Origin of the sequence: Pseudoalteromonas sp. OF5H-5 (assembly GCF_021530695.1) — a bacterium.
Taxonomy (GTDB): Bacteria; Pseudomonadota; Gammaproteobacteria; order Enterobacterales; family Alteromonadaceae; genus Pseudoalteromonas.
On sequence record NZ_JAKGBF010000001.1, the window covers coordinates 246139 to 267897 of the forward strand.

The window sequence follows — 21759 nt, forward strand, 5'->3', positions numbered from 1 at the left end:
AGACGTGGCAGAAGTAAGAGCGAGAGTCGGGCTGAATGTAGGGCAGCATAGTAATATCCCTGCAGAAATAGTTTCTTTTTCAGGGCTAAAAGATGGCCAGGAACATGTTGCGCTGGTATTTAATAGCGCAGACAGTCAGCAGCAAATTCCCCTAATTCGTATGCACTCTGAGTGCTTAACCGGCGATGTCTTTCATTCTTCTCGTTGTGATTGTGGCGAACAGTTAAATGAATGTATTGAGGCGATGCATAATCAAGGCGGCATTTTGTTATATTTGCGCCAAGAAGGTCGTGGCATTGGCTTGTACAATAAAATCGATGCTTATGTATTGCAATCACAAGGGATGAACACCTACGAGGCAAACAACCACCTCGGCTTTGAAGATGACTTAAGAGATTTCTCTGATGCCGTGTTGATGCTTCAGGCGCTCGGATTAAACCACGTTAAGTTAATGACGAATAATCCAAGAAAGCTGAAGGCGTTGAGAAATGCGGGTATTACTGTCGATGAGGTAGTTGGCACTCAGGCGCATGTTAAGGCTGGGGTTTCTGGTAATGAACAGTATCTAAAAACCAAGATCCAACACGGTGCCCACATGCTGGATATCAAAAAGATATCAAAAGCTGATTAGCCGAAGCGTATATGCTTACTACAACAAGCCGACTAGATAAGTGCTTCGGTTGGCTTGTCATATCAAACATACTATTCTCATTACAACTCTCTCAAACTTAAGATGTCCAACATAGGTTATGGTAACCGTCAGTATTTGTTTAAAATATGCTAAAAAGCGCTGACAAATCCGCTTTTCATGCCTTTTCACTCGACGCGGTAATCAGTATAATCAAAGACGTTATAGCTTAAATTAAGTGGACTATGTCGACACCAATTAGAACATTCAAAGCAAGCATGGGCGTGCAGTGGCTAAAAGCCGGGTGGGCAATTTTCAAAACCCAGCCTTTGACTTTCATGCTGATGTACATTTTCATGGCGGTAGTAAGCCTATTACCCCTGTTCGCACCTATTTTTCATATCATCGCTGCCTTGTCTGGTCCTTTCTTAAGCGCTGGCTTCTACCTTGCAGTTATCAATAAACAGATCAATAAACCAATAAAGTTAGCTGATATTTTTGAGCCTTTTGCAGCAAAAGGCCGCCGATTACACTTGTTCCGAGTTGGTATTTATCAAATGGCAGGGGCGCTGTTACTGACTATGGTTGCCGGTGTGCTATTCAGTGATGTGGCAACTGCGCTGGAGAGTGTTGGCCCAAACACCGAGCCGAATGAACTTATCGGGCTTATTGCGAGCAATATTAGTTTTGCCGAAGTTGCCGTATTTGTGATTGCACAATCGGTCATTATGATGGCCTTCGCTTTTGTCGTGCCACAGGTGTTTTTCCAAGGTGAAAAACGTATTTTTCACGCGATGAAGTGCTCGCTTGCCGCTTTTTATCATAATATGGCCGCGCTGAGTATTTACGGCCTGGTCGTCGCAGCGTTTATCGTTGCGTCTATACCGCTGTCGATGATCCCGGCGATTATTATCATGCCGGTCGCCATGATAGGCTTTTTTGTTTCTTTTCAAGCGATGTTTATGCCAATTATCGTTGAAAAGAAGGAAAATGATGAAAATGCTAACATCTCTCAGTCTGACTCAGGACGCTTTGACGCCTGATGGATGAACAAGAAGTTAAAAAGCTAAAAAACTATGCGGTTTGGTTATTGTCGAGACAAGAGTACTCTGAGTCAGGATTGACGCAAAAGCTACTGCAAAAAGGGGCTACAGCGGCAGTCGCAGAGCAATTGGTATCTTGGCTAAAGTCGCTCGATTACGTTAATGACGACCGCTATGCAGAGAGCTTTTTAAACCGTCAGATTGCAAAAGGACTTGGAGAAAAGCGTGTATTAATGGATGCAGGGCAAAAGGGTGTGAGCCGAGAGACTTTGCATACGCTAATCGCTGAGCGTGAAATTGATTGGTACATGCAAGCCGCAAAAACCTATGAAAAAAAGTACGGTCTTTGCGCACAACCGATAGAATATAAAGAAAAAACTAAGCGCGTACGTTACATGAGTTATCGTGGCTTTAGTTTTGATGAAATAGATTTTGCAATTGAAGCTGCAATGACTGCAGCAGAGCAAGAAGAAATAAAGGGTGAATGATCACATGCAGCATATGACTACCGCACAAATCAGGCAAAGCTTCTTAGATTTCTTTGCTAAACAACAGCACCAAGTGGTGCCTTCAAGCTCGTTAATTCCGGGTAATGATGCCACCTTACTGTTCACCAACGCTGGTATGGTGCAGTTTAAAGATGCCTTCTTGGGTGCGGAAAAACGCCCTTATACGCGAGCAACCAGTTCACAGCGCTGTGTTCGTGCTGGTGGTAAACATAATGACCTTGAAAACGTAGGTTATACCGCAAGGCACCACACTTTCTTCGAAATGCTAGGTAACTTTAGCTTTGGTGACTACTTTAAAACCGACGCAATAAAATTTGCTTGGGGCTTCCTAACAGATGTAATTAAGCTGCCAAAAGAAAAGCTGCTAGTTACTATATATCATGAAGACGACGAAGCATTTGATATCTGGTCAAAACAAGTTGGTGTTCCAGAAGACAGGATCATCCGTATTGCGACGGCGGATAACTTTTGGTCAATGGGCGACACGGGTCCTTGCGGTCCTTGCTCTGAAATCTTTTATGACCACGGCGAGCACATTTGGGGGGGACCTCCGGGCTCACCAGAAGAAGACGGCGATCGCTTCATTGAGATCTGGAACTTAGTATTCATGCAGTACAACCGTCATGCAGACGGCACAATGGAGCCGCTGCCAATGCAGTCGGTTGATACCGGCATGGGTCTTGAACGTATCTCGGCTATTATGCAAGGTGTGCACTCAAACTATGAGATTGACCTGTTCCAAGCGCTGATTAAAGCAGCTGCAAAAGTAACAGATGCACAAGATTTAGAAGATAAATCACTACGTGTGGTCGCTGACCACATTCGTTCGTGTGCGTTCCTTATTGCTGATGGCGTCATGCCATCGAATGAAGGTCGTGGTTACGTGCTACGTCGTATCATTCGTCGTGCAGTTCGTCACGGCAATAAACTCGGTGCAAAAGGGGCATTCTTCTATAAGTTAGTTGCCGCACTTGCTGAGCAAATGGGTGAAGCTTACCCAGAATTAGTGAAGCAACGAGCGATTATCGAAAAAGTACTACGTATTGAAGAAGATCAGTTTGGTAAAACACTAGACCGTGGTTTGACTATCCTAGAAGACAGCCTTGGAGGTATTGAAGGCGACGTTATTCCAGGCGATTTAGTGTTCAAACTGTATGACACTTATGGTTTCCCTGCGGACTTAACGGCAGATGTGGCGCGTGAGCGTTTTATGACGATTGACGAGCGTGGCTTCCAAGTATGCATGGAAGAGCAGCGTAAAAAAGCACAAGCGGCTGGCAAGTTCGGTGCAGATTACAACGAGCGCTTGAAGTCTGATAAAAACACTGACTTCAAAGGCTATGACGCTGAGCACTATACCGGCACTGTGGTTGAAATCTTTAAAGACGGTCAACATACCAATACGTTAGAAGATGGTGAACAAGGTGTGGTTATCCTTGACCGCACGCCTTTCTATGCTGAGTCAGGCGGCCAAGTTGGTGATACGGGTGTACTAAAAGTGGCTAACGGCGAGTTTGTGGTTACTGACACGCAAAAGCTAGGTAATGCATTTGCACACCATGGTCATGTGGTTGGCCGTATTGGTGTTAACGATAAAGCCGATGCGCGTATTGACGCTGAGCGTCGCGAGCGAGTGAAGAAAAACCATACTGCAACGCACTTGGTGCACAAAGCACTGCGCGATTTGTTGGGTGACCATGTTACTCAAAAAGGTTCATTGGTACTGCCGGATCGTCTTCGTTTCGACTTTTCACATTTTGAAGGCGTCACTAAAGCGCAGTTGCAGCAAGTAGAAGATGCAGTGAACGCAGAGATCCGTCGTAACTTTGCTCTGCAAACTGAGTTGATGGATATCGATGCTGCCAAAGACAAAGGTGCGATGGCGCTCTTTGGTGAAAAGTACGATGATGAAGTTCGAGTCGTTTCAATTGGTGGGTACTCAATCGAGCTTTGTGGTGGTACACACGTGAAGCGCGCTGGTGATATTGGTCTCTTCAAGATTGTATCAGAAGGCGGTATCGCAGCGGGTGTTCGTCGTATCGAAGCGGTAACAGGTGCTGATGCTATCGCTTATGTTAATGAGCAAGAGCAAGTGCTTTCTGAAATTGCGGCTTTGGTTAAGGGTGATACCTCATCAGTGCTAGAAAAAGTATCTGCGCTACTTGAAAAGTCAAAAGGCCTTGAAAAGCAAGTTGCTCAACTAAATGACAAACTAGCAAGTGCCGCGGGTGCAACGCTACTTGACTCTGTAACCGAAGTGAATGGGATTAAATTACTCGTAGCGAACGTTGCAGGAACTGAGTCTAAAGCACTGCGAGGCATGGTCGATGACCTGAAGAACAAGATTGGCTCAGGTGTCATCGCGCTAGGTGTAGCAAATGGCGATAAAGTAAGCCTAATCGCTGGCGTAACGAAAGACTTAGTTGGTCAGGTAAAAGCAGGTGAGCTAGTTAATCACATGGCTTCTCAAGTCGGTGGTAAAGGTGGCGGTCGTCCTGATATGGCGCAAGCTGGTGGTTCACAACCAGAAAACCTAGACGCAGCACTAAACAGTGTTCCAACTTGGTTAAATGAAGTAACGCAGTAATCAGCAAGTGGCGCTGATTGTACAAAAGTTTGGCGGCACCTCGGTAGGTTCGGTAGAGCGTATTGAGGCGGTTGCCGAACACGTTATCAAAACACAACAACAAGGCCACCAAGTGGTGGTCGTGTTGTCTGCAATGTCAGGCGAGACAAATCGTCTCATTTCCCTTGCCCAACAAATCGATGCACGTCCGAGTTCTCGTGAGCTAGATGTATTGATCACCACCGGCGAACAAGTTTCTATTGCGTTATTGGCGATGGCCATCATTAAGCGTGGGCATTCTGCCGTGAGCTTACTTGCCGATCAGGTTGGTATTAAAACCGATAACATGTTCTCTAAAGCGCGGATCACAGAAATAGACACGACTCGCTTAAAGCAAGAGCTTGAGCATAACCGAATAACCATTATTGCCGGATTTCAAGGGCGCGATGAAGAAGGCAATATCACCACGTTGGGGCGTGGTGGTACAGATACCTCAGCAGTTGAAATCGCAGGGGCTTTGCAAGCAGACGAATGTCAGATATATACTGATGTCGATGGCGTTTATACTACCGATCCGCGCATAGAGCCAAATGCAAGGCGTTTATCACATATTACTTTTCCTGAGATGTTGGAGCTGGCCAGTGTGGGCGCTAAAGTTTTGCAGATCCGTTCGGTTGAAGCGGCTGGTCGATATAATGTACCACTGCGTGTACTTTCTTCGTTTTCTCCTGACAACGGCACCTTAATTAGCTATGAGGAAGGTAAGATGAAAAATACTAAAGTGGTCTCTGGGGTAGCGAGTGTCAAAGACGAAGCGCTTATCTTAGTTAACAATGTAGATGCAAAACCTAGTAATCTTGCCAATATACTTTCTCTTCTTGGTGAGCATAATATCGAAGTCGATATGATTAACCATTTGAACCACAGTGAGAAAAAAATAGACTATGCTTTTACTGTGCACACAAATGATTGTATTCTGGCGGAAGAAGTTTTAGCGCAACATGCACAAAATTTAGGTGGCGCAACCGTAGAGGTTAATGCTAACGTGGCAAAAATCTCAGCGGTTGGCATCGGGATGAAATCTCATTCAGGTGTTGCTGGTCTCTTTTTTATGGCATTGGCCGAAGAAAATATTCACACTCTATTAGTATCTACATCAGAGATAAAAATCTCGGCACTGGTAGAAGAAAAATATTTAGAGCTAGCTGTACGGGCTTTACATGCCAAATTCGAATTGGAAAGTACTGAGTAAAAGAAGTTTTTGCTTACTTTTCTAGGAACTTTTATTTAAAATGGATTTGACGCGGAATCTTTTAAATTTTGGAATAACAGGAGCAAGAGAATGCTAATACTAACTCGTCGAGTAGGTGAAACCCTGATGATTGGTGATGAAGTGACTGTAACAGTACTAGGTGTTAAAGGTAACCAAGTACGTATTGGTGTAAATGCGCCTAAAGATGTTTCAGTTCACCGTGAAGAAATTTACATGCGAATTCAGGCTGAGAAATCTAGCCCGGGCAATATGTAATTGACCAAATATTGAATTACGATGTTAGTTAACATAGTTTGACTGGCATAAAAAAAACCCCGCCACTGCGGGGTTTCTTATTTCTGGCTTTGCCCAGACAAAAAAGCAATCGCTTCTTCGTTAAGTCCAGATTTACTGATATAGCTCGGTTTGTTTTGGTGAAATACCAAAAAACCTCTACTCGTTTCAACGAGTTTATCTAAGTCGTCAAATGGGTAAGAAAATTCGGCATGTGTCGCTTTGGTGCTAATACCAGTTTTAGTGATTGAAACTTTGACGACATTGCCAGCAGCGCGAGAATACGACTGTCTTATCACCCACCAAGCTTTACGATAATAGAAAGCGACGCATTCAACCACAGCCAATAGAATAAGAAAGTTCCCGACGTAGTGCTCCTGCACCCCGTAAATAGCAAACAGCCCCAATGCAATTAGCAGTACAAGCAAGCCATATTTCGGCTTAACAGCAAGTCCATTGGCTTCAGATTCTTCAAAACACTCTCGATAATAGGCTTTATCTAACTTAAATTGGCTTTGAAAAGATAAATTTTCATTTTGTTCAATGGAGGGCATAGACGTTCGTTGTGGTAAAAATTTCCCATTATTATACCCATCTATATTGAAAAAGCTGTAACGCGAATAAATTGTTTGCAGTTCCCTTTTGCTATATCCAGCGAAATACGTGCTATACAGTATGACGTTTACGTAAACGTTAATCATTGGTCAGTCCAATTTACAATTTATCTTGCGTAATCAAAAATCCTTTCTATATTCATTAGGATCTCAGTATTAGTTGGCGCTATTTTGAATATTTTTCATATTTATTACGTTGGTTTTCCATATTTATTAGTGCTTTCCTAGCTAACTAACTGATTATTTGTAAGTTAAGTGTTTTGGTAATACCAATTTACAGCAGGCTTTACAGTGGAACATTTTTTGTTATAAGGTGAATAAATATCTATAAAAAGTGAAGGTTTATACCAGTTCGTTAACATCGAATAGGAAAACCAAACAGCAAGTAAGGGGTAAAAATGGATATTGGAGCGCAGCTACTGCAAGCAGGAAATCTTATGCTGACCGGTATGGTTGGTGTTTTTGTTTTTCTGTCCATTTTGATTTTTGCGATGCGACTGTTGGCCAACTTTGCTGCTCAATTTAAAGAAGTAGAGCCAAGTACCACAAGATCAAAAACAACCAGAGCAACATCGTCACAGGGTGTGCCACAGGCACATATTGCAGCCATTAGCGCTGCCGTTGCAGCCTACAGAAAAAACAATTAATAGGGGTTTTGCATGTCACAGTTAAAGCTAACCGAATTAGTGCTGCGCGATGCGCATCAGTCATTACTCGCCACCAGAATGCGCTTGGAAGATATGCTTCCTATCGCTGAGAAGCTCGACAATATGGGCTACTGGTCTGTTGAATCATGGGGGGGAGCAACCTTCGACTCGTGTATTCGCTATTTAGGCGAAGATCCATGGGAGCGGATCCGTGCACTGAAAGCTGCAATGCCAAAAACCAAACAGCAAATGCTACTGCGTGGTCAGAATCTATTGGGCTATCGTCATTATGCTGATGATGTTGTCGAAAAGTTTGTTGAACGTGCCCACCATAACGGGGTAGATGTATTTAGAATATTCGATGCAATGAACGACGTGCGCAACTTAGAAACGGCTATTAAAGCGGCCATCAAAGTGGGCGCGCATGCGCAGGGCACGATTTCGTACACCGTAAGCCCTGTTCATACGCTGGAAATGTGGCTCACGCAGGCCAAGCAGCTCGAAGACTTAGGCTGTCATTCCATTTGTATCAAGGACATGGCTGGATTACTGAAACCCTATGATGCCGAAAAGTTAATCTCTGGGCTTAAAGCGTCCGTCTCTATTCCTATCGCAATGCAGTGCCATGCAACCACAGGGCTCAGTACTGCAACTTATCAAAAAGCCATAGATGCGGGTATCGATATGCTCGATACGGCGATTTCTTCGATGAGTATGACCTATGGTCATAGCGCAACAGAAACTATCGCGGCGATTGTGGAAGGCACAGAACGTGATACCGGGCTGGACTTACTTGAGCTTGAAGAGGTTGCAGCCTATTTCCGTGAAGTGAGAAAGAAATATGCAGCTTTTGAGGGCAGCTTGAAAGGGGTCGATGGTCGTATTCTATCTGCACAAGTGCCTGGTGGCATGTTAACAAATATGGAAAATCAACTGCGAGAGCAAGGTGCAGGTGACAAGCTTGACGCAGTACTAAAAGAAATTCCAAGTGTGCGTAAAGAACTTGGCTACTTACCGCTGGTAACACCAACCTCACAGATTGTCGGGACGCAAGCGGTATTAAACGTACTTACTGGTGAGCGTTACAAGTCTATAACCAAAGAAACTGCTGGCGTGCTGAAAGGCGAATATGGAGCGACACCAGCGCAAGTCGACCAAGCTTTGCAACAACGCGTGCTTGAAGGCGCAGAGCCTATTACCTGCCGTCCTGCAGACTTAATTGAACCTGAGCTGGATAGTTTACAAAGCGAGTTAGTCGCGACGGCAAAAGAGGAGCAAATTACCTTAGCCGACGAGGTTATTGATGATGTGCTTACCTATGCATTATTCCCGCAGATTGGCCTTAAATTCCTGAAAAATCGCAATAATCCAGATGCGTTTGAGCCAAAACCGACGCTTGTTGAAAGCAAAGAGCAAAAAGCTGCAGCGACGCCTGCTAAAGCCAAGTCATCAACTAGTGAGCGTTACAGCGTAAAAGTGGATGGCAAAGTATACGATGTGATGGTTGCGCCGGGTGGAGAGTTACAAGAAGTACAAGTCAAAGACAGTGAGCTTATTCCTCAGTCAACCTCGGTAAGCTCCAGTGAAACTTTGAATGCGCCACTTGCTGGCAACATCTTTAAGCTTATGGTGCGCGCAGGAGATGAGGTGCAAGAAGGCGATGTGGTACTCATCATGGAAGCCATGAAAATGGAAACCGAGGTGCGCGCAACACACAGTGGGCAAGTCGCGGAGCTACTCGTCTCTGAAGGCGACTCCGTCAGTGCTGGCGATGCCATCATGTCTTTAGCATAAGGATGTCGTGATGGAAGGGTTACTTAATTTATGGCAAGCAACAGGACTTGCCAACTTCACCGTGCCTGCACTTTGCATGATGGCTGTGGGCTGCGGACTTTTGTATCTTGCGATCGCCAAAGGCTTTGAGCCGTTGCTATTGGTGCCTATTGGCTTTGGTGCCATACTCACGAATATTCCTGTCGCTGGGCTTGCCGATCCTGGTGGGCTTTTATACTACGTGTATTACATAGGTATAGACAGCGGAGTATTCCCCTTACTGATCTTTATGGGGGTGGGTGCGATGACGGACTTTAGTGCTTTGATAGCTAACCCCAAGATGCTGTTGCTTGGTGCCGCAGCTCAATTTGGGATCTTTGCCACCTTGTTTGGGGCTATATTGCTGAACTATATTCCGGGTTTTGAATTTACCCTGCAAGACGCCTCTGCAATCGCCATTATTGGCGGTGCAGATGGTCCAACTGCGATCTTCCTCGCGTCTAAGCTTGCACCAGAGTTACTAGGGGCAATTGCGGTGGCAGCCTATTCGTATATGGCGTTGGTGCCAATTATTCAACCACCAATCATGAAAGCACTCACGACGCAAGAAGAGCGCCAGATTGCGATGCCACAGCTACGCCATGTATCAAAAACCGAAAAAATCCTATTTCCTCTGGCGGTACTGGGCCTAACGATACTGTTTTTACCTGCTGCAACACCTTTGGTTGGTATGTTCTGTTTGGGTAACTTGATGAAAGAGTGTGGTGTAGTAGACCGCTTGAGTAAAACGGCGCAAAACGAGTTGATTAATATCACCACCATTTTCCTCGGTTTGGCGGTGGGCTCAAAGTTGGCAGCTGATCAATTCTTAACGGTTGAGACGTTGGGGATTTTAGCACTAGGTGCCGTGGCATTTGGAATTGGTACCGCAGCAGGTGTATTAATGGCTAAAACCATGAATAGATTTAGTGATACCCCCATTAATCCGTTAGTTGGCGCTGCTGGGGTATCCGCAGTCCCGATGGCGGCGCGTGTGGTCAATAAGGTTGGCCTTGAAAGCAATCCGCATAATTTCTTGCTGATGCATGCGATGGGCCCCAATGTCGCGGGTGTATTAGGCAGTGCGGTTGCTGCTGGTATTTTGCTTGCACTGGTAGGCTAATTTACACTTCTCCAACCATTTGCGTGGCGATTTTAGGTTGCCGCGCATTTTTATTTCTGGACTTTATATTCTTGAACTTGATAGTCTTTCGTCACTTTTAATTAACACGAACAACTTCAGATGAAGTTTTTAGCTCCTTTCTTATTTTTGTTACCCTGTGTGACAGTTGCAACGGAAACATCGACTTTAGTGGTAACACCGATAGCAGAGCATGTTTATAAACATGAATCTTCGCTACACGTTGAACCTTGGGGGTTAGTGGCAGGCTCTGGGCTGATTGTGGTCGACGGTCAAGATGCTTACATTGTTGATACACCTTGGACCGAGCAAGACACAGAAGCACTGCTATTGTGGGCCGAGGACCGCAAGCTCAATATTAAAGGGGCGGTGGTCACGCATTATCATCAAGATGCAAGCGGTGGCCTAGCGGTATTAAATAAACATCAGATCCCAACCTATGCATCAGCCCAAACTAACCATCTATTAGCCCAAAAACACAGCGCTATCGCGTCACATAATTTGCCGCAAGCCTCAGCAGCAATAAAGTCAGGTGTCGTTGAAACCTATTACCCAGGTGCAGGACACTCGAAAGATAATATTGTCGTGTGGCTGCCACAATCTAAGATTTTATTCGCAGGATGCTTTGTGAAAAGTGTGGTGAGTAAAAATTTAGGTAACTTGGAGGATGCTTCGGTTGATGAGTGGCAAGCGTCTATACACAAGGTATTGAGCCGATATCCGGAAGCAAACATGGTTATTCCAGGGCATGGTAAAGAAGGGGATTTATCTTTGTTGCACCATACCGTTAAGCTAATCAAAATCGAGCAATCAAAAGGTAACTAAAGGACTGACATGAAATTTATTCCATTTCGTAATTTACGCTGTCCGGGTTTAGAAACTGCGCTGTGGTATTGTCGCTTGTTGTTTTTAACGGGCGTAGCCTTGATAGTGCTTGGGGTTATCAAAGAGGGGATTGCAATCTATCATTGGCTAATCGCCATGATAGAAAATGGCGACGCGCCAATAAAAGCAGCCTATATCTATGACTTAGATTTGCTTTCCCACCCAAACTTTCATTTGATCATTGTTGGAGTGGTGAAGATCTACTTCTCCTGTGGCCTCGCGATTAAACTAAAAACAATGTCCCACGAGCAGGCGTTACAAAAATAACGAATACCACGTAAAGGAGTCTCATAGAGGAGTTTCTCAGAGAAATTTCTTAGACCCTTTTACGTGGCAGAGTTACTATTTTAAAAATTAATACTCCAGCTGTCCGCCATTTTGGATAAAGGCGACATATTCGTTCCAAACATCTTCAACACTTCGGCCCAAGATATGTTGAAATGCAGCATCAAATGACCAGGTATAATTACCCATATCTTTCGCCGCTTTATTAAACTTGTAGATAAACTCAGAGTCGTGCTGTTGTTTGACGTAATGCAAGAAAAACCCAGTTGTGGTGTAGCCACTAAGCCAGCGTTTAGCGTTGATGATATCTGGTGAGCGTGACTTATGAAAACCAGCACCGATCCGCACGGCATCAGCTAGACCTTCGGTGTATGCCCAGTTTGCCTTGCCATCACCATAGCTGTCATGAGTCAGCGGCGAGTTATTGTAACCATGGGTGACTTCGTGGAATAAAATGCCGTCGATTTCATCACGGATCACGGCATCGTTGTTATTATTATCGCGATAAATACGTTCTAAGTGCGCGGTGCTAACGACGATAGTCATCTCACCCGAACCGTCTTGCCCCATCTTATAGGCAACGAAATCCTTACCCCAATGATCTTTGGCTCTCAACTCAAACTGCAATTTTCTAAAACGCTGGGATTCACTGGCGTCGCGGTATAGCACTTTTGCTACATCCACACAGCGTTCGGCCATGTGTGCAGCTGGGTTTGGTATGATCCGTTTAAATAATGCTGAGCCTCGTGTTTCAGGATTTACATCAACAAAGTTTACTTCCGGACGTTGCCACGTGTCGTTTGGTGGTGTGCTATCGCTACTGACGGCTAATTCATAATTGGCGCTTTGGAAACCGTATACAGAAACATAAACCGGCGCATTTGAGCTTATATCGCAGCGCTCGTTGGAGCTGGCATCATTGATACTTTGGCAGTCATAACTTGCGGTGGTCGGTTGGCTATTTGCTTTTAGGTATAGATCCGCATCACCGCTGCCAGTCAAGGTTGCTGTGATAGGAGCTGAGCTTGTAAATGGCCCAAAATGTGCCCATTGGCCAGGGGTAACGCTGCCATTTTGGTTAAATGGCAAGGTTGTACCACCGTTTGCCGGAGCACCGATAAATTCGATTTCTGCAAGCTGTAATAAATTGGCACCTTGCGTTGCGGTGACATTTAAGCGCACAAAGCGGTACGCTTGATTGGTACTGACATTGAACTGCTTAGTTTGATGTCTCGAAGCAAAACTTTGATTGTTTTGCGAATCTATAGTAAACCACACTTGACCGTCTTGAGAGCCTTGAAGCGTCCAATTTTTGGGATCTCTTTGTGGCGCATCGTTCGCAGAAGTGAGGGTGTAAGCTGTTAAATTCACCGCTTCGCTAAACGCATAACTTATCCAACCGGAAGCTGAAAAAGTAAGCCATTTGCTGTAGTGGTTATTATCAAATGCGTTGACTTTGCCCTCATAGGGTTGGTTTTCTCCTGAAACGCTGATAGCAGCGGCATTGGCAGTTGTCAGATCGCTGTTTGCGTGCGCCGAGCTTAAGCCTAGGCTCACTAAAGCGGCTGCTATAAAAGAACGTTGGAATCGCGTTTTAGCTATAATGATGTTCATGTTGACCTCTTTTGTATCGTTCCACTTTTTGTGGGTAGATATCTGTTGATGTTGTATCCATGGCTATTTTTATTTTGGCGTCCAAATGAGTTTGGAACGGTTTAATTGTTGTTGCTTTTATGTGCGTTTGTCAAATGGAAATTTACTTTAATTTAACGATAAGGATAGAATTGGTGTTCCTGATTTAGGTTGAATTACGATGCGAAGGCTAGCACTTTCAGGCTTTACAGGGCGTGATGTTAGGGAATGTTATTTATTTTGAACTGTGTTTTGTTGGGGCGTGTTTGATTGATTTTTCGGGACTTTTTTATCTGTAGTCTCCTGGACAGCATTTTGTTTGCGCTGTTTCTTTTTTAATCGCTTTCGCTCTGCTTTAGTTACGTGTTTTGCCACCCATTTGGCAATCTTCTGCATGAGCATTGGAGGGAAGTCATGACCCATCCCATTGACCAGTTTTAGTTTGGATTTGCGAATAGTCGCGGCGGTTTGCTGGCCAGCGGCCGCGGGGAAAATAGGGTCGTCGGTACCATGGATAACAAGTGTAGGCGTTTTTATCTTTGCCAGCGTGTGCTTGCGACATTGGCTTGCGACAATCGCTGCAAGCTGACGCTTAAATCCTTGCGGGTTATGCGCGCGTTCAATACTGTGTTTGGCTTGTTGATGTAGCGTCCCTTCGTCTTGAGGGTAAGCAGGACTGCCGATCAGCTGGTTGAGTTTTATATTGTATTGAATAGCAGATTGGTGGCAGTCTGACTTTGGCCGTGCTTTTGCTAGTTGCAGCATGACTTTTACATTTGCTGCGGTAAACTTGGGATACGCTGAGGTTGACATAATTGAGGTCAAACTTACCACTTTCTTTTTATGCTTAGCAGCAACGATTTGTGCAATCATCCCGCCCATAGAAGCACCAACAAGGTGGGCGCGTTTAATCTTAAGTCCTGCCATCAAAGCGACAACATCTTCGGCCATATCTTCTAGGATATAGGGAACAGAAGCGCGAATAGGAAGTTTTTTGCTCAGCATGGTTTTTATCACACTCGGTGAACCTAAATGGTCCAAGTGGCTCGACAATCCCGTGTCGCGATTATCAAAACGGATCACCCGAAAACCTTTATTGACTAGCCCAAAGTACAATTCATCGGGCCAAATCGTCATTTGTGCCCCAAGACCCATTATCAAAATAATAACGGGGGCGTGAGGCACCCCCTCATCCTGATAATGTATGCTGATCCCGGTTGCAATCTCGATATCGGTCATTGTCGCGAATGTTTAGCTTGACTTGAAAGGGCTGCATTTAAGTATAGAGCGTAGGTATGAACTTAACTTTAAAATAGCAGTCAAAAAAGACGAAAATTTATTGCTAAAAGCCATTGCGCTTTAAAACATTTAGGTTAATATTCGCGCTTGTTGATGGTCTGAAATTATGCATCAACACTATCAATTTATATGATTCTTATTTGGAGTAAGTCATGACTAAAAAAAGCAAACTTCAGCATGCTCATCAGCGTGGTGAAATTAAAGACAACGCATTAAAAGCGTTGGTAACCAGCCCGTTGTTTAAGGCGAAAGTTGAAAAAAGTAAAAAAGGCAAAGGTAGTTATCAACGGAGCGTAAAGCACAAAGGCCAAGAGCCTTACCTTAAGGCAGCCTAAGCTTTAAGATAAGGTTTTTTGCTGATACATTTGCTTGTCAGCTTGTGCGATTAAGTCGCTGATATCTGTTATCGGGTGTTGGGAAAATGCTCGCCCGACACTACCTTGAATTGCTACCTCTTGTTTTCCATGACTAAATTGCAAGGTATTGAGCTGTTGTTGCAGCTGTTGTGCTTTTTCTTCTGCAGACTGTGTGTCGTCAAATAAGCACAGGGCTGCAAACTCATCGCCACCTAGGCGTCCTACAATATCTTGTTTTCTGATACTTGATGACAAAAACGTCGCAACATGGGCAAGCGCCTTATCTCCAGCATCGTGACCAAATTGGTCATTAATCAACTTAAACTTATCTAAGTCAATGTAAAATAATGCCAAAACACCACCACGTTTATTAAATTGCTCGACTAACACGTTGGCTTGTTTGTACCAGCCTCGACGGTTAAAAATGGCGCACAATTGATCATAATTTGCTTCATTTTCAGCTTGTTGCTTTTGCTGTCTGAGCCGTCCAATGCGTTTAGATACCGCAACGGCAAGAAGTAAAGACTCAATGGCAAACGCAAAAATAAGTGCATACCGCTGCATAAATGGGCTATATCCCACTAACAGCACGCGAAATACCATACCGACTAATACTAGGCTCAGTGCCGCAAAAACCAAACTTGCTTCGCCAATTTTACGCTTGGTTTGAAGAGCAGATAGCACAAAGATAGTGGCGACAATAACGAGGGTGATATAGGCCATAATTTGGCTTAATAAGTAAGACACTTGTGCTTGTTGAGTGGGAATTTTAAGTATGCTCAGGATCATCACGATACCCGCGGCACTTTTAAGTAACAACACGAGTTTTGGCCACTGTTTGTCAACAAGTAGGATACTCAACATAAACCAGGTTGCCGAAACCACAGTGAGACCAATACTAAGTAAATATGCGTGTTTGAGTAATGGCTTATACTGAGATGAAACAAAAAGATTTAATTGCCCTTCTTGGAATAATACAAATCCACAAAGGCAGAAGATATAAGCGCCGTAAAGCCTAAATATAGGATCATTGAGGCGACTACCCATGATCAATACATAGCAAATTAAGGTAAAACAAAGGCCATAAAATGCGCCCATGACTAGGCTGCTTTTTTGACTTTCCCAAATAAATTTCCCCATGCTCATCAGCCCAAATCTTGGCGTATGAATTTGCATAGAATCCAAGCTTAAGGTTGCTGTGTACTTACCTTTTGGAATGATAAATGCGGGTTGTGAGAACTTAGCGGGCAAAGGGGCGTTGACTCGCCACTGATAGTGATTAAGGCCAACATCTACAAATGAAAAAACGCTGTCTTCATGTAAATTGCAGGCTATCGAGACGGTATTGTTGCCGCGTTCAATTTTGCTATAAGACGTGGTATTGATAGTAAGCAAAATTGAGTCGTCGTGAGCGGTCGTGAGCGAGCAATTGTCATCAAGCGCAAAAATTGAGGGGCTAAACAAAAATACGGCGCCGTAAATAACAGCGAGTAGGAGCGTAAGCTTCCCACTAAAGTTGCTGTGTATTTTGACGCCATTCAACCTAGACTGCAGCACAACCAAAACCTAAGGTTATTGTTGTGGTTAATGTAACAAACTTGTACGTAACTTAGCCAGTGTAAAATCCCTTTAACCAGTGACTTTTTACATTCTATCGAACAAGAAGCTAAACCAGGCAAAAAACAAGCAAAAGCTACTTAATCCAAATGCTAGGGTTCGTAACCGTAAATTGCTGCCTAGCACGTGCTCGTAGCTGTGCCAATATCTTGCTGCGACAAACACGGTGCTAAGCACAAACCAAAATTGTCCCGTCATTTGCTCAATATGCAAAAGTATCAGTAATGCGATAAATAACACCGGCTGCTGAAACTGGCTGTCATAGCTATTACCTAATAATCTTATGCGCTCGGGGAAGGCGTGTTTTTCAACATAGCGAATATCTTGAAGTGCAATATCACCATTTTTGACTGCGCGAATTCTACTCGTTGCGGTTAAAAGAAATAATAGCAGCGTTAGGCTAAGCAAAAATAAAACCGGAATATGGATCCACATCGTAAAGCTCCTGAATTTGAAAGAGGTTTTACTTTAACTAGATTGATTGCTAACTTATCGTGTCAATAATGACTAATTTTGGTTTGATATTGCCATGAAGGTGATTTTGCTTTGTCCTGAACATGTGTTTGCGAGCGCATTAACTGGCGTGATTGATATATTGAACGTGGCAAACAAAGTCGCTGGTAAGGCGGTGTTTTGCTGGCAGACGGTTGCGCTTTCAGGGCAAAAGTCGGTGATGAGTAGTCAAGGCTTAGAATTTGTTTGTCATGCTGAATTTAGCGCATTGGCTGATGCTGATGTCGTTATCTGGCTCGGCAGTCACTTTTCATCAGAGCCTTTGTTGTGGCAACAATGCCAACAAGTCAAAGCACAATTAAACAAGCATGGTATTGAATTTCATCCCGCGACTTATCAACTTGCCGGATGTTGCGGTACCGCATTTTTAGCCACAGCAGGATTGTTGGATAAAAAACAATTTACGTGTAGCTGGTGGCTTACGCCTTTTTTTACACGATATTATCCCGTTTTAAAGCCCAACAGCCAAAAGGTAACAGAGCAAAGCGGTATGGTGTATACCGCGGGCGCAGCTCATAGTTACTTGCACTTGATGCTGCGGTTTATTACCGACGTGCTGGGTTCAGAAGTGGCAAAAACAATCGCCGCGTGGCTGGCGATACCAAACGAGCAAGCGAGTCAAAATGAGTTTGTGCAGCTCAGTGGCTTTTTACAACATAGAGATGCGCAATTGCTTAAGGCACAGTATCATATCAGCGATAATCTCGATGTTTCGCATAGCTTACAGAGCCTTGCGAAACATGCTTGTATGTCAGAGCGTACGTTAATTCGACGCTTTAAACAGCACACGAGTATGACGCCTTTTGAGTACGTGCGACTTGCGCGACTCGTTCGCACCAAACAGCTATTGCATAGCACTAATATGAGTGTGGAGCAGATAGCCAATCAGGTTGGCTACCAAGACAGTCAGGCTTTAGCGAAGCAATACAAAAAGCACTATAACCAATCGCTTAATCGAGTGAGAGGGTCGTAATAGTGGGTGTTAACCTTTCTCTTTGTGCAATAAATAACATCGGCTGTTATCGCTATTGTTAACTGCAAAACATGACTACTACAGGAAACCAAACTACGGCAATACTAACTTGGACATGTATTGTATGTTTACTTGTAAAGTTTCTCTGTTGCTTCTTTAAGTCCTGAATGGGGTAAAAATTGATCTGTGATTGTTAGAATCGAGTGCAGATTATTTTTTAATTTATCAAGCTCTATGTTACCTGGCTGAATAGCCGTTTGTAATAAATGAATGGCCATGTCAGCTAATAGAATACGCTGTTTTTCTAGCCATTCCTCATCGCCTTTGGTAGCGGGATTGCCAAGGTAGCTACTTTCTACCAAACTATGCAAATCCCAGCTAGTTTTGATTAACTTATTCCTTTCAATATCATTCACTGCCGACCTTCCGAAATATATAGATATAATGACTCCCACACTGTGCTAGCCTTCTCTTTTTCGTGGGTTAGCTTAATACAAAGCGAGGCCATAATTAATTTGTTAAATAACTAAACAGCTGAGGCTAGCATGAACAAACATAACATACTTTATATGTGAACTAATACGCATAAAGCATTTAATGAAGTAGCCATATTTTGCTCAAAGTCGCCTGTCAGTCAAAGTCCATATCAATTTGTCTAAATGGTAAGGCAAGTGATGAGCAAATACAGTTGGAGGAATATTTTCCTCCATTCAATCAGTTCAACTTGCTTAGCTTGACGCGAGGCAACGGGCACTCGGGGTTTCACCGGGTTCGATGATATTAATATTGACCTCTTTTAAGTCACCGATTATGGGTTTTAACGCCTTATCAAAACGATTTGCTGCGGCTTCGATTTTTTCGGCATAGTCGTCAATGGCATCAAAATTAGCTGCGTGACTTTCAATTACTGCCTCAATTTGCTTGGCCTTTTCTTCTTGTTTTGCCAGTAGCGCTTTATTGATCACAAGTCGATCGTCGTCTTCTTGTATCGCCTCTTTACTAATGGCTTCCATTTCCTTGCTGAGCAGTGCGAGCTTATCTTCAATATCTTTCATTGGTAACTCAGAAGCTGAGATATCAAGCTCTGCCGCTTTGAGTGCTTTGTATGCGGCCACCTGTTCGGCGTCCATGGTGTGTTTGATTATTGGGTTACAGTCTTGGTAAGCGATAAGCCGGTAGCTGCCTTGTGTTTGCGGCTCGGTTGTATTTGCATTGGAGTAGCCAATGCAGGCACTCAAAGCCAGTGTTACCGAAATAATGAGTATTGATTTTGTGGTTTTCATAAGCACCTCGAAGGAATAAGTCTGATTTACAAAATTAGTCGCGGTGCAGTTTGAAAAGGTTGATTTTAGATGCGCAAGTATTAGTAACAAAATATGAATCGGGCAGTGAGCTTAGAATTAGTTGCTACTTTTATCAGGCGCTTGGCATTGGTGCTGTGCAATTTCTTCGGCGTATTTGGCCTTAACTAGTTCAACGTAATGGTTGAGGTTTTTATCAGGACTTACGGTAAAGGTCAGCTTACTTTTATGTATCGCGGTGATACGGTCCAAGCGAAATTCACGGTAATCTCTGCGGAGCTGACAAAATGCGACCAGCGTCCACTTTCCACCCCAATAAACCAATCCGAGAGGCTCGATAATACGCTGGGTTTGTTGCTTTGCAACGTCTTGATATTCAAGTTGTACACACTGCTTAGCCGCAATGGCGAGCCTGAGTGTAGCGCTAAAGGATTGTTGTTGTGGTCCGTGTTTAAAACTCGAAACCAAATAAGGGGAGTGGTCATGCTGTTGTTTGAGGTGAGCGGGTAGCACGGCCTCTATTTTGGCAATGGCTGCTTTTGCATGTGCGCTTAGTTCGGGATCCGTCCATGCTCCAACCATTTTACTGCCAAGTAATAATGCGGTGAGTTCATCATAGCTAAACATCATAGGGGGCAGTGGGTAGTCACCAATAATATAGCCGACACCTGCTTCCCCCTCAATTGGCACGCCAGAACTTTGTAAGTCCTGAATATCGCGATAAATCGTACGCTCAGATACCGTAAAGTGATCGGCCAATGACTTAGCGGTAACCGCTAATCGTCGACCCTTGAGCAGATCCACTAACTGAAAGAGACGTTCTGATTTATGCACGAGTTTTCCTTGTTATTCAAATCTCAGATTGATTAACCGCTACATGGGGTTTGAGAGAGCACATTACTGTGACTAATGGTGACACTCTCGCTGTCTATGTATTGCGTTAATTTTTGGCATACTTCGGTTGTTGGGAATTGTGCCGAAACCGCTTTAGCATGCTCCATCGATTGCCAATAAATAATATCTAAATACTCGTCAGTCTGACTGTCTTTAGTCAACGAACGATATAGTAACCCAGGTTGCTGTTCAACCCACTCGGTAAAAGCTGGGTTTACACCCATAATGTCACTCTCTGTAGCACCAAGAGCCAATTTAAATTTTACAATCTCTACGACATTTTGTTGCATGGTCTTTCTCCTTTTTGAGTTCAAAAAGAGTAAACCACGATGTTGTGTCAGGGAGTGTCAGTAGTGTTTAAATATACAGTGCATTTTATATCTAGATCTGTATTAGGATTTAGGGTACTGCAATTGGCAGGATTAAACGTGTAAAGGATAAGGAAATGAAATTAAGTACAAGCATATTTGCAATCAGTTTGGTTGCATCCGCTATCTGCGCTTCCCATGTTTTTGCAAAGGATACAAATGACAGCGATGTCAAAAGGCTGTATGTCTTGGCAAAGCAAGTCGCATCACAAAGCGTCAGTGGGTCGTATACTTTTGCTATCAACTGTCATACTAACCCCAGCTTACTGAAACGTGCCGTTGAGCAAGTAAGTTGGCCTGTCGATGAAATTACCTTTGCTATTCAAGGACAATGTCAGGGCCCAATTAAGATCACGAGACCTGGTATCACCATTACTGGGTCTGATAATACCCAAGATGTTATCACTGCGGCGCTAAGCGGCGTACAGCCGACCATATTAGTGGAGTCTGGCTCGGCTAAGCTCAATAACTTAGGGCTTGTCAGCACTGCTCAGCAAAGTAGCGTAACGGTAACGGCGCAGGGAATGGCAAGATTGGATAATGTCGTGACTCAAGTGCAAGGTACTGAGCATGAATACCACTATATCGTGACAGATAATAGTAATCTTTACTTAAGTAACCTAAACCAAGCTAAAGTGAAAATAGCAGGGGGCGCTTTTGCTGAATTTGTAGCCGGCAATCAGGCAATGACAGCATATGTGTTTGACACCGCCAATGCTAGAAGTACCCAAGGGAACCAGTTCGACGCAGTACAAGTTGCTGGAAATGGCTACTTTTTAGCAGATGGGCAGTCGCATATAAATCTATTGATGATCTGGAGTAAAGGCGCCGCCGAAATCGACCAGCAAAGTAGTGTTGGCGAACTGATGATGGGCGGCCAAACTTTGTTTGCTGCTTATAGAAACTCGACCTTGTCAGGGCCTTACAGCTTCTTTGGGAACGTGGTTTTTGAGTTGGAGCATTCCTCTGCGACAAATTGGGTAACGCAAGAAAGGCCGCACTCGCTGTTTTCTGGTAATAATGCCGTCGTGAATGGCGAACTATTTCCAAGTTGGAGTTGGCAAGGACAGGCACCACAACCTGAGTAACCTGAGCTTCAAAACAATGAGTTAGCGTATTTTTTATTCAAA

The 21759-nt window shown here is 44.0% G+C and carries 23 protein-coding genes; 14 read left to right on the top strand and 9 right to left on the bottom strand.

Annotated elements, in window-relative coordinates; all coding sequences use genetic code 11:
- Nucleotides 1-4 precede the first annotated feature (4 nt).
- From L1271_RS01140 to csrA, 6 genes are all read left to right on the top strand, one after another.
- The gene (locus L1271_RS01140) at nt 5-631 is read left to right on the top strand and encodes a GTP cyclohydrolase II (RefSeq protein WP_102057300.1); all 627 of its coding nucleotides are present in this window, start codon (nt 5-7) and stop codon (nt 629-631) included.
- A 242-nt stretch (nt 632-873) separates the two neighbouring features.
- Nucleotides 874-1671: a BPSS1780 family membrane protein gene (locus tag L1271_RS01145; protein WP_235366578.1), complete on the top strand. Its 798-nt coding sequence runs from the start codon at nt 874-876 to the stop codon at nt 1669-1671.
- Entirely contained in the window at nt 1671-2159 is a 489-nt protein-coding gene (locus L1271_RS01150) for a regulatory protein RecX (protein WP_010375943.1), read from the top strand. The genes L1271_RS01145 and L1271_RS01150 overlap by 1 nt, the downstream gene beginning before the upstream one ends.
- Nucleotides 2160-2163: 4 nt before the next feature.
- A complete protein-coding gene (gene alaS / locus L1271_RS01155; protein WP_235366579.1) occupies nt 2164-4767 on the top strand; it encodes an alanine--tRNA ligase in 2604 nt (867 codons plus the stop codon).
- Nucleotides 4768-4774: 7 nt separating this feature from the next.
- Nucleotides 4775-5998 (top strand): aspartate kinase, encoded by a 1224-nt coding sequence (locus L1271_RS01160; protein ID WP_010606210.1) that lies wholly within the window; start codon nt 4775-4777, stop codon nt 5996-5998.
- Nucleotides 5999-6088: 90 nt separating this feature from the next.
- Complete coding sequence (gene csrA / locus L1271_RS01165; RefSeq protein WP_010375935.1) at nt 6089-6274, top strand: carbon storage regulator CsrA; 186 nt, start codon at nt 6089-6091, stop codon at nt 6272-6274.
- A gap of 77 nt (nt 6275-6351) precedes the next feature.
- Here the strand turns inward: csrA and L1271_RS01170 are convergent, their stop codons facing one another.
- The gene (locus L1271_RS01170) at nt 6352-6846 is read right to left on the bottom strand and encodes a YcxB family protein (RefSeq protein ID WP_235366580.1); all 495 of its coding nucleotides are present in this window, start codon (nt 6844-6846) and stop codon (nt 6352-6354) included.
- Nucleotides 6847-7304: 458 nt separating this feature from the next.
- Between L1271_RS01170 and L1271_RS01175 the strand changes: the two genes are divergently transcribed.
- The 5 genes from L1271_RS01175 (at nt 7305) to L1271_RS01195 (ending at nt 11658) form a co-directional block, all read left to right on the top strand.
- Complete coding sequence (locus L1271_RS01175; protein ID WP_010606212.1) at nt 7305-7553, top strand: OadG family protein; 249 nt, start codon at nt 7305-7307, stop codon at nt 7551-7553.
- 12 nt (nt 7554-7565) lie between these two features.
- A complete protein-coding gene (oadA, locus tag L1271_RS01180; protein WP_235366581.1) occupies nt 7566-9347 on the top strand; it encodes a sodium-extruding oxaloacetate decarboxylase subunit alpha in 1782 nt (593 codons plus the stop codon).
- Between the two features lie 10 nt (nt 9348-9357).
- Nucleotides 9358-10488, top strand: a complete 1131-nt coding sequence (locus tag L1271_RS01185) for a sodium ion-translocating decarboxylase subunit beta (RefSeq protein ID WP_010606214.1) — start codon at nt 9358-9360, stop codon at nt 10486-10488.
- A 120-nt stretch (nt 10489-10608) separates the two neighbouring features.
- Nucleotides 10609-11331: a subclass B1 metallo-beta-lactamase gene (bla, locus tag L1271_RS01190; protein ID WP_235366582.1), complete on the top strand. Its 723-nt coding sequence runs from the start codon at nt 10609-10611 to the stop codon at nt 11329-11331.
- A 9-nt stretch (nt 11332-11340) separates the two neighbouring features.
- Nucleotides 11341-11658 carry a hypothetical protein gene (locus L1271_RS01195; RefSeq protein ID WP_010606216.1) on the top strand — a complete coding sequence of 106 codons (318 nt, stop codon included), beginning with the start codon at nt 11341-11343 and terminating at the stop codon, nt 11656-11658.
- 87 nt (nt 11659-11745) lie between these two features.
- Here L1271_RS01195 and L1271_RS01200 read toward each other — a convergent pair whose 3' ends face one another.
- Entirely contained in the window at nt 11746-13290 is a 1545-nt protein-coding gene (locus tag L1271_RS01200; RefSeq protein ID WP_235366583.1) for a basic secretory protein-like protein, read from the bottom strand.
- 249 nt (nt 13291-13539) lie between these two features.
- Nucleotides 13540-14547 (bottom strand): alpha/beta fold hydrolase, encoded by a 1008-nt coding sequence (locus L1271_RS01205; RefSeq protein ID WP_235366584.1) that lies wholly within the window; start codon nt 14545-14547, stop codon nt 13540-13542.
- Between the two features lie 212 nt (nt 14548-14759).
- Between L1271_RS01205 and L1271_RS01210 the strand changes: the two genes are divergently transcribed.
- A complete protein-coding gene (locus tag L1271_RS01210) occupies nt 14760-14942 on the top strand; it encodes an alternative ribosome-rescue factor A (protein WP_010606219.1) in 183 nt (60 codons plus the stop codon).
- 3 nt (nt 14943-14945) lie between these two features.
- Here the strand turns inward: L1271_RS01210 and L1271_RS01215 are convergent, their stop codons facing one another.
- Together L1271_RS01215 and L1271_RS01220 are read right to left on the bottom strand one after the other, a co-directional pair.
- Nucleotides 14946-16427 carry a sensor domain-containing diguanylate cyclase gene (locus tag L1271_RS01215; RefSeq protein WP_235366585.1) on the bottom strand — a complete coding sequence of 494 codons (1482 nt, stop codon included), beginning with the start codon at nt 16425-16427 and terminating at the stop codon, nt 14946-14948.
- Nucleotides 16428-16607: 180 nt separating this feature from the next.
- Nucleotides 16608-17015: an MAPEG family protein gene (locus tag L1271_RS01220; protein WP_010606221.1), complete on the bottom strand. Its 408-nt coding sequence runs from the start codon at nt 17013-17015 to the stop codon at nt 16608-16610.
- 94 nt (nt 17016-17109) lie between these two features.
- Here L1271_RS01220 and L1271_RS01225 point away from each other — a divergent pair, with 94 nt between their 5' ends.
- Nucleotides 17110-18066: a GlxA family transcriptional regulator gene (locus L1271_RS01225; RefSeq protein WP_010606222.1), complete on the top strand. Its 957-nt coding sequence runs from the start codon at nt 17110-17112 to the stop codon at nt 18064-18066.
- Nucleotides 18067-18194: 128 nt separating this feature from the next.
- On the opposite strand, the gene L1271_RS01230 is transcribed toward L1271_RS01225, so the two are convergent.
- The 4 genes from L1271_RS01230 to L1271_RS01245 all read right to left on the bottom strand — a co-directional run bounded on the left by L1271_RS01230 (nt 18195) and on the right by L1271_RS01245 (nt 20551).
- Nucleotides 18195-18482, bottom strand: a complete 288-nt coding sequence (locus L1271_RS01230; protein ID WP_010606223.1) for a hypothetical protein — start codon at nt 18480-18482, stop codon at nt 18195-18197.
- Nucleotides 18483-18794: 312 nt separating this feature from the next.
- Nucleotides 18795-19349: a hypothetical protein gene (locus L1271_RS01235; RefSeq protein ID WP_102057291.1), complete on the bottom strand. Its 555-nt coding sequence runs from the start codon at nt 19347-19349 to the stop codon at nt 18795-18797.
- A gap of 117 nt (nt 19350-19466) precedes the next feature.
- Entirely contained in the window at nt 19467-20201 is a 735-nt protein-coding gene (locus L1271_RS01240; protein WP_235366586.1) for a helix-turn-helix transcriptional regulator, read from the bottom strand.
- A 32-nt stretch (nt 20202-20233) separates the two neighbouring features.
- Nucleotides 20234-20551 carry a hypothetical protein gene (locus L1271_RS01245; protein ID WP_235366587.1) on the bottom strand — a complete coding sequence of 106 codons (318 nt, stop codon included), beginning with the start codon at nt 20549-20551 and terminating at the stop codon, nt 20234-20236.
- A 155-nt stretch (nt 20552-20706) separates the two neighbouring features.
- On the opposite strand from L1271_RS01245, the gene L1271_RS01250 reads away from it, so the two are divergent.
- Nucleotides 20707-21717: a hypothetical protein gene (locus tag L1271_RS01250; RefSeq protein WP_235366588.1), complete on the top strand. Its 1011-nt coding sequence runs from the start codon at nt 20707-20709 to the stop codon at nt 21715-21717.
- The last annotated feature ends 42 nt before the right edge of the window (nt 21718-21759 follow it).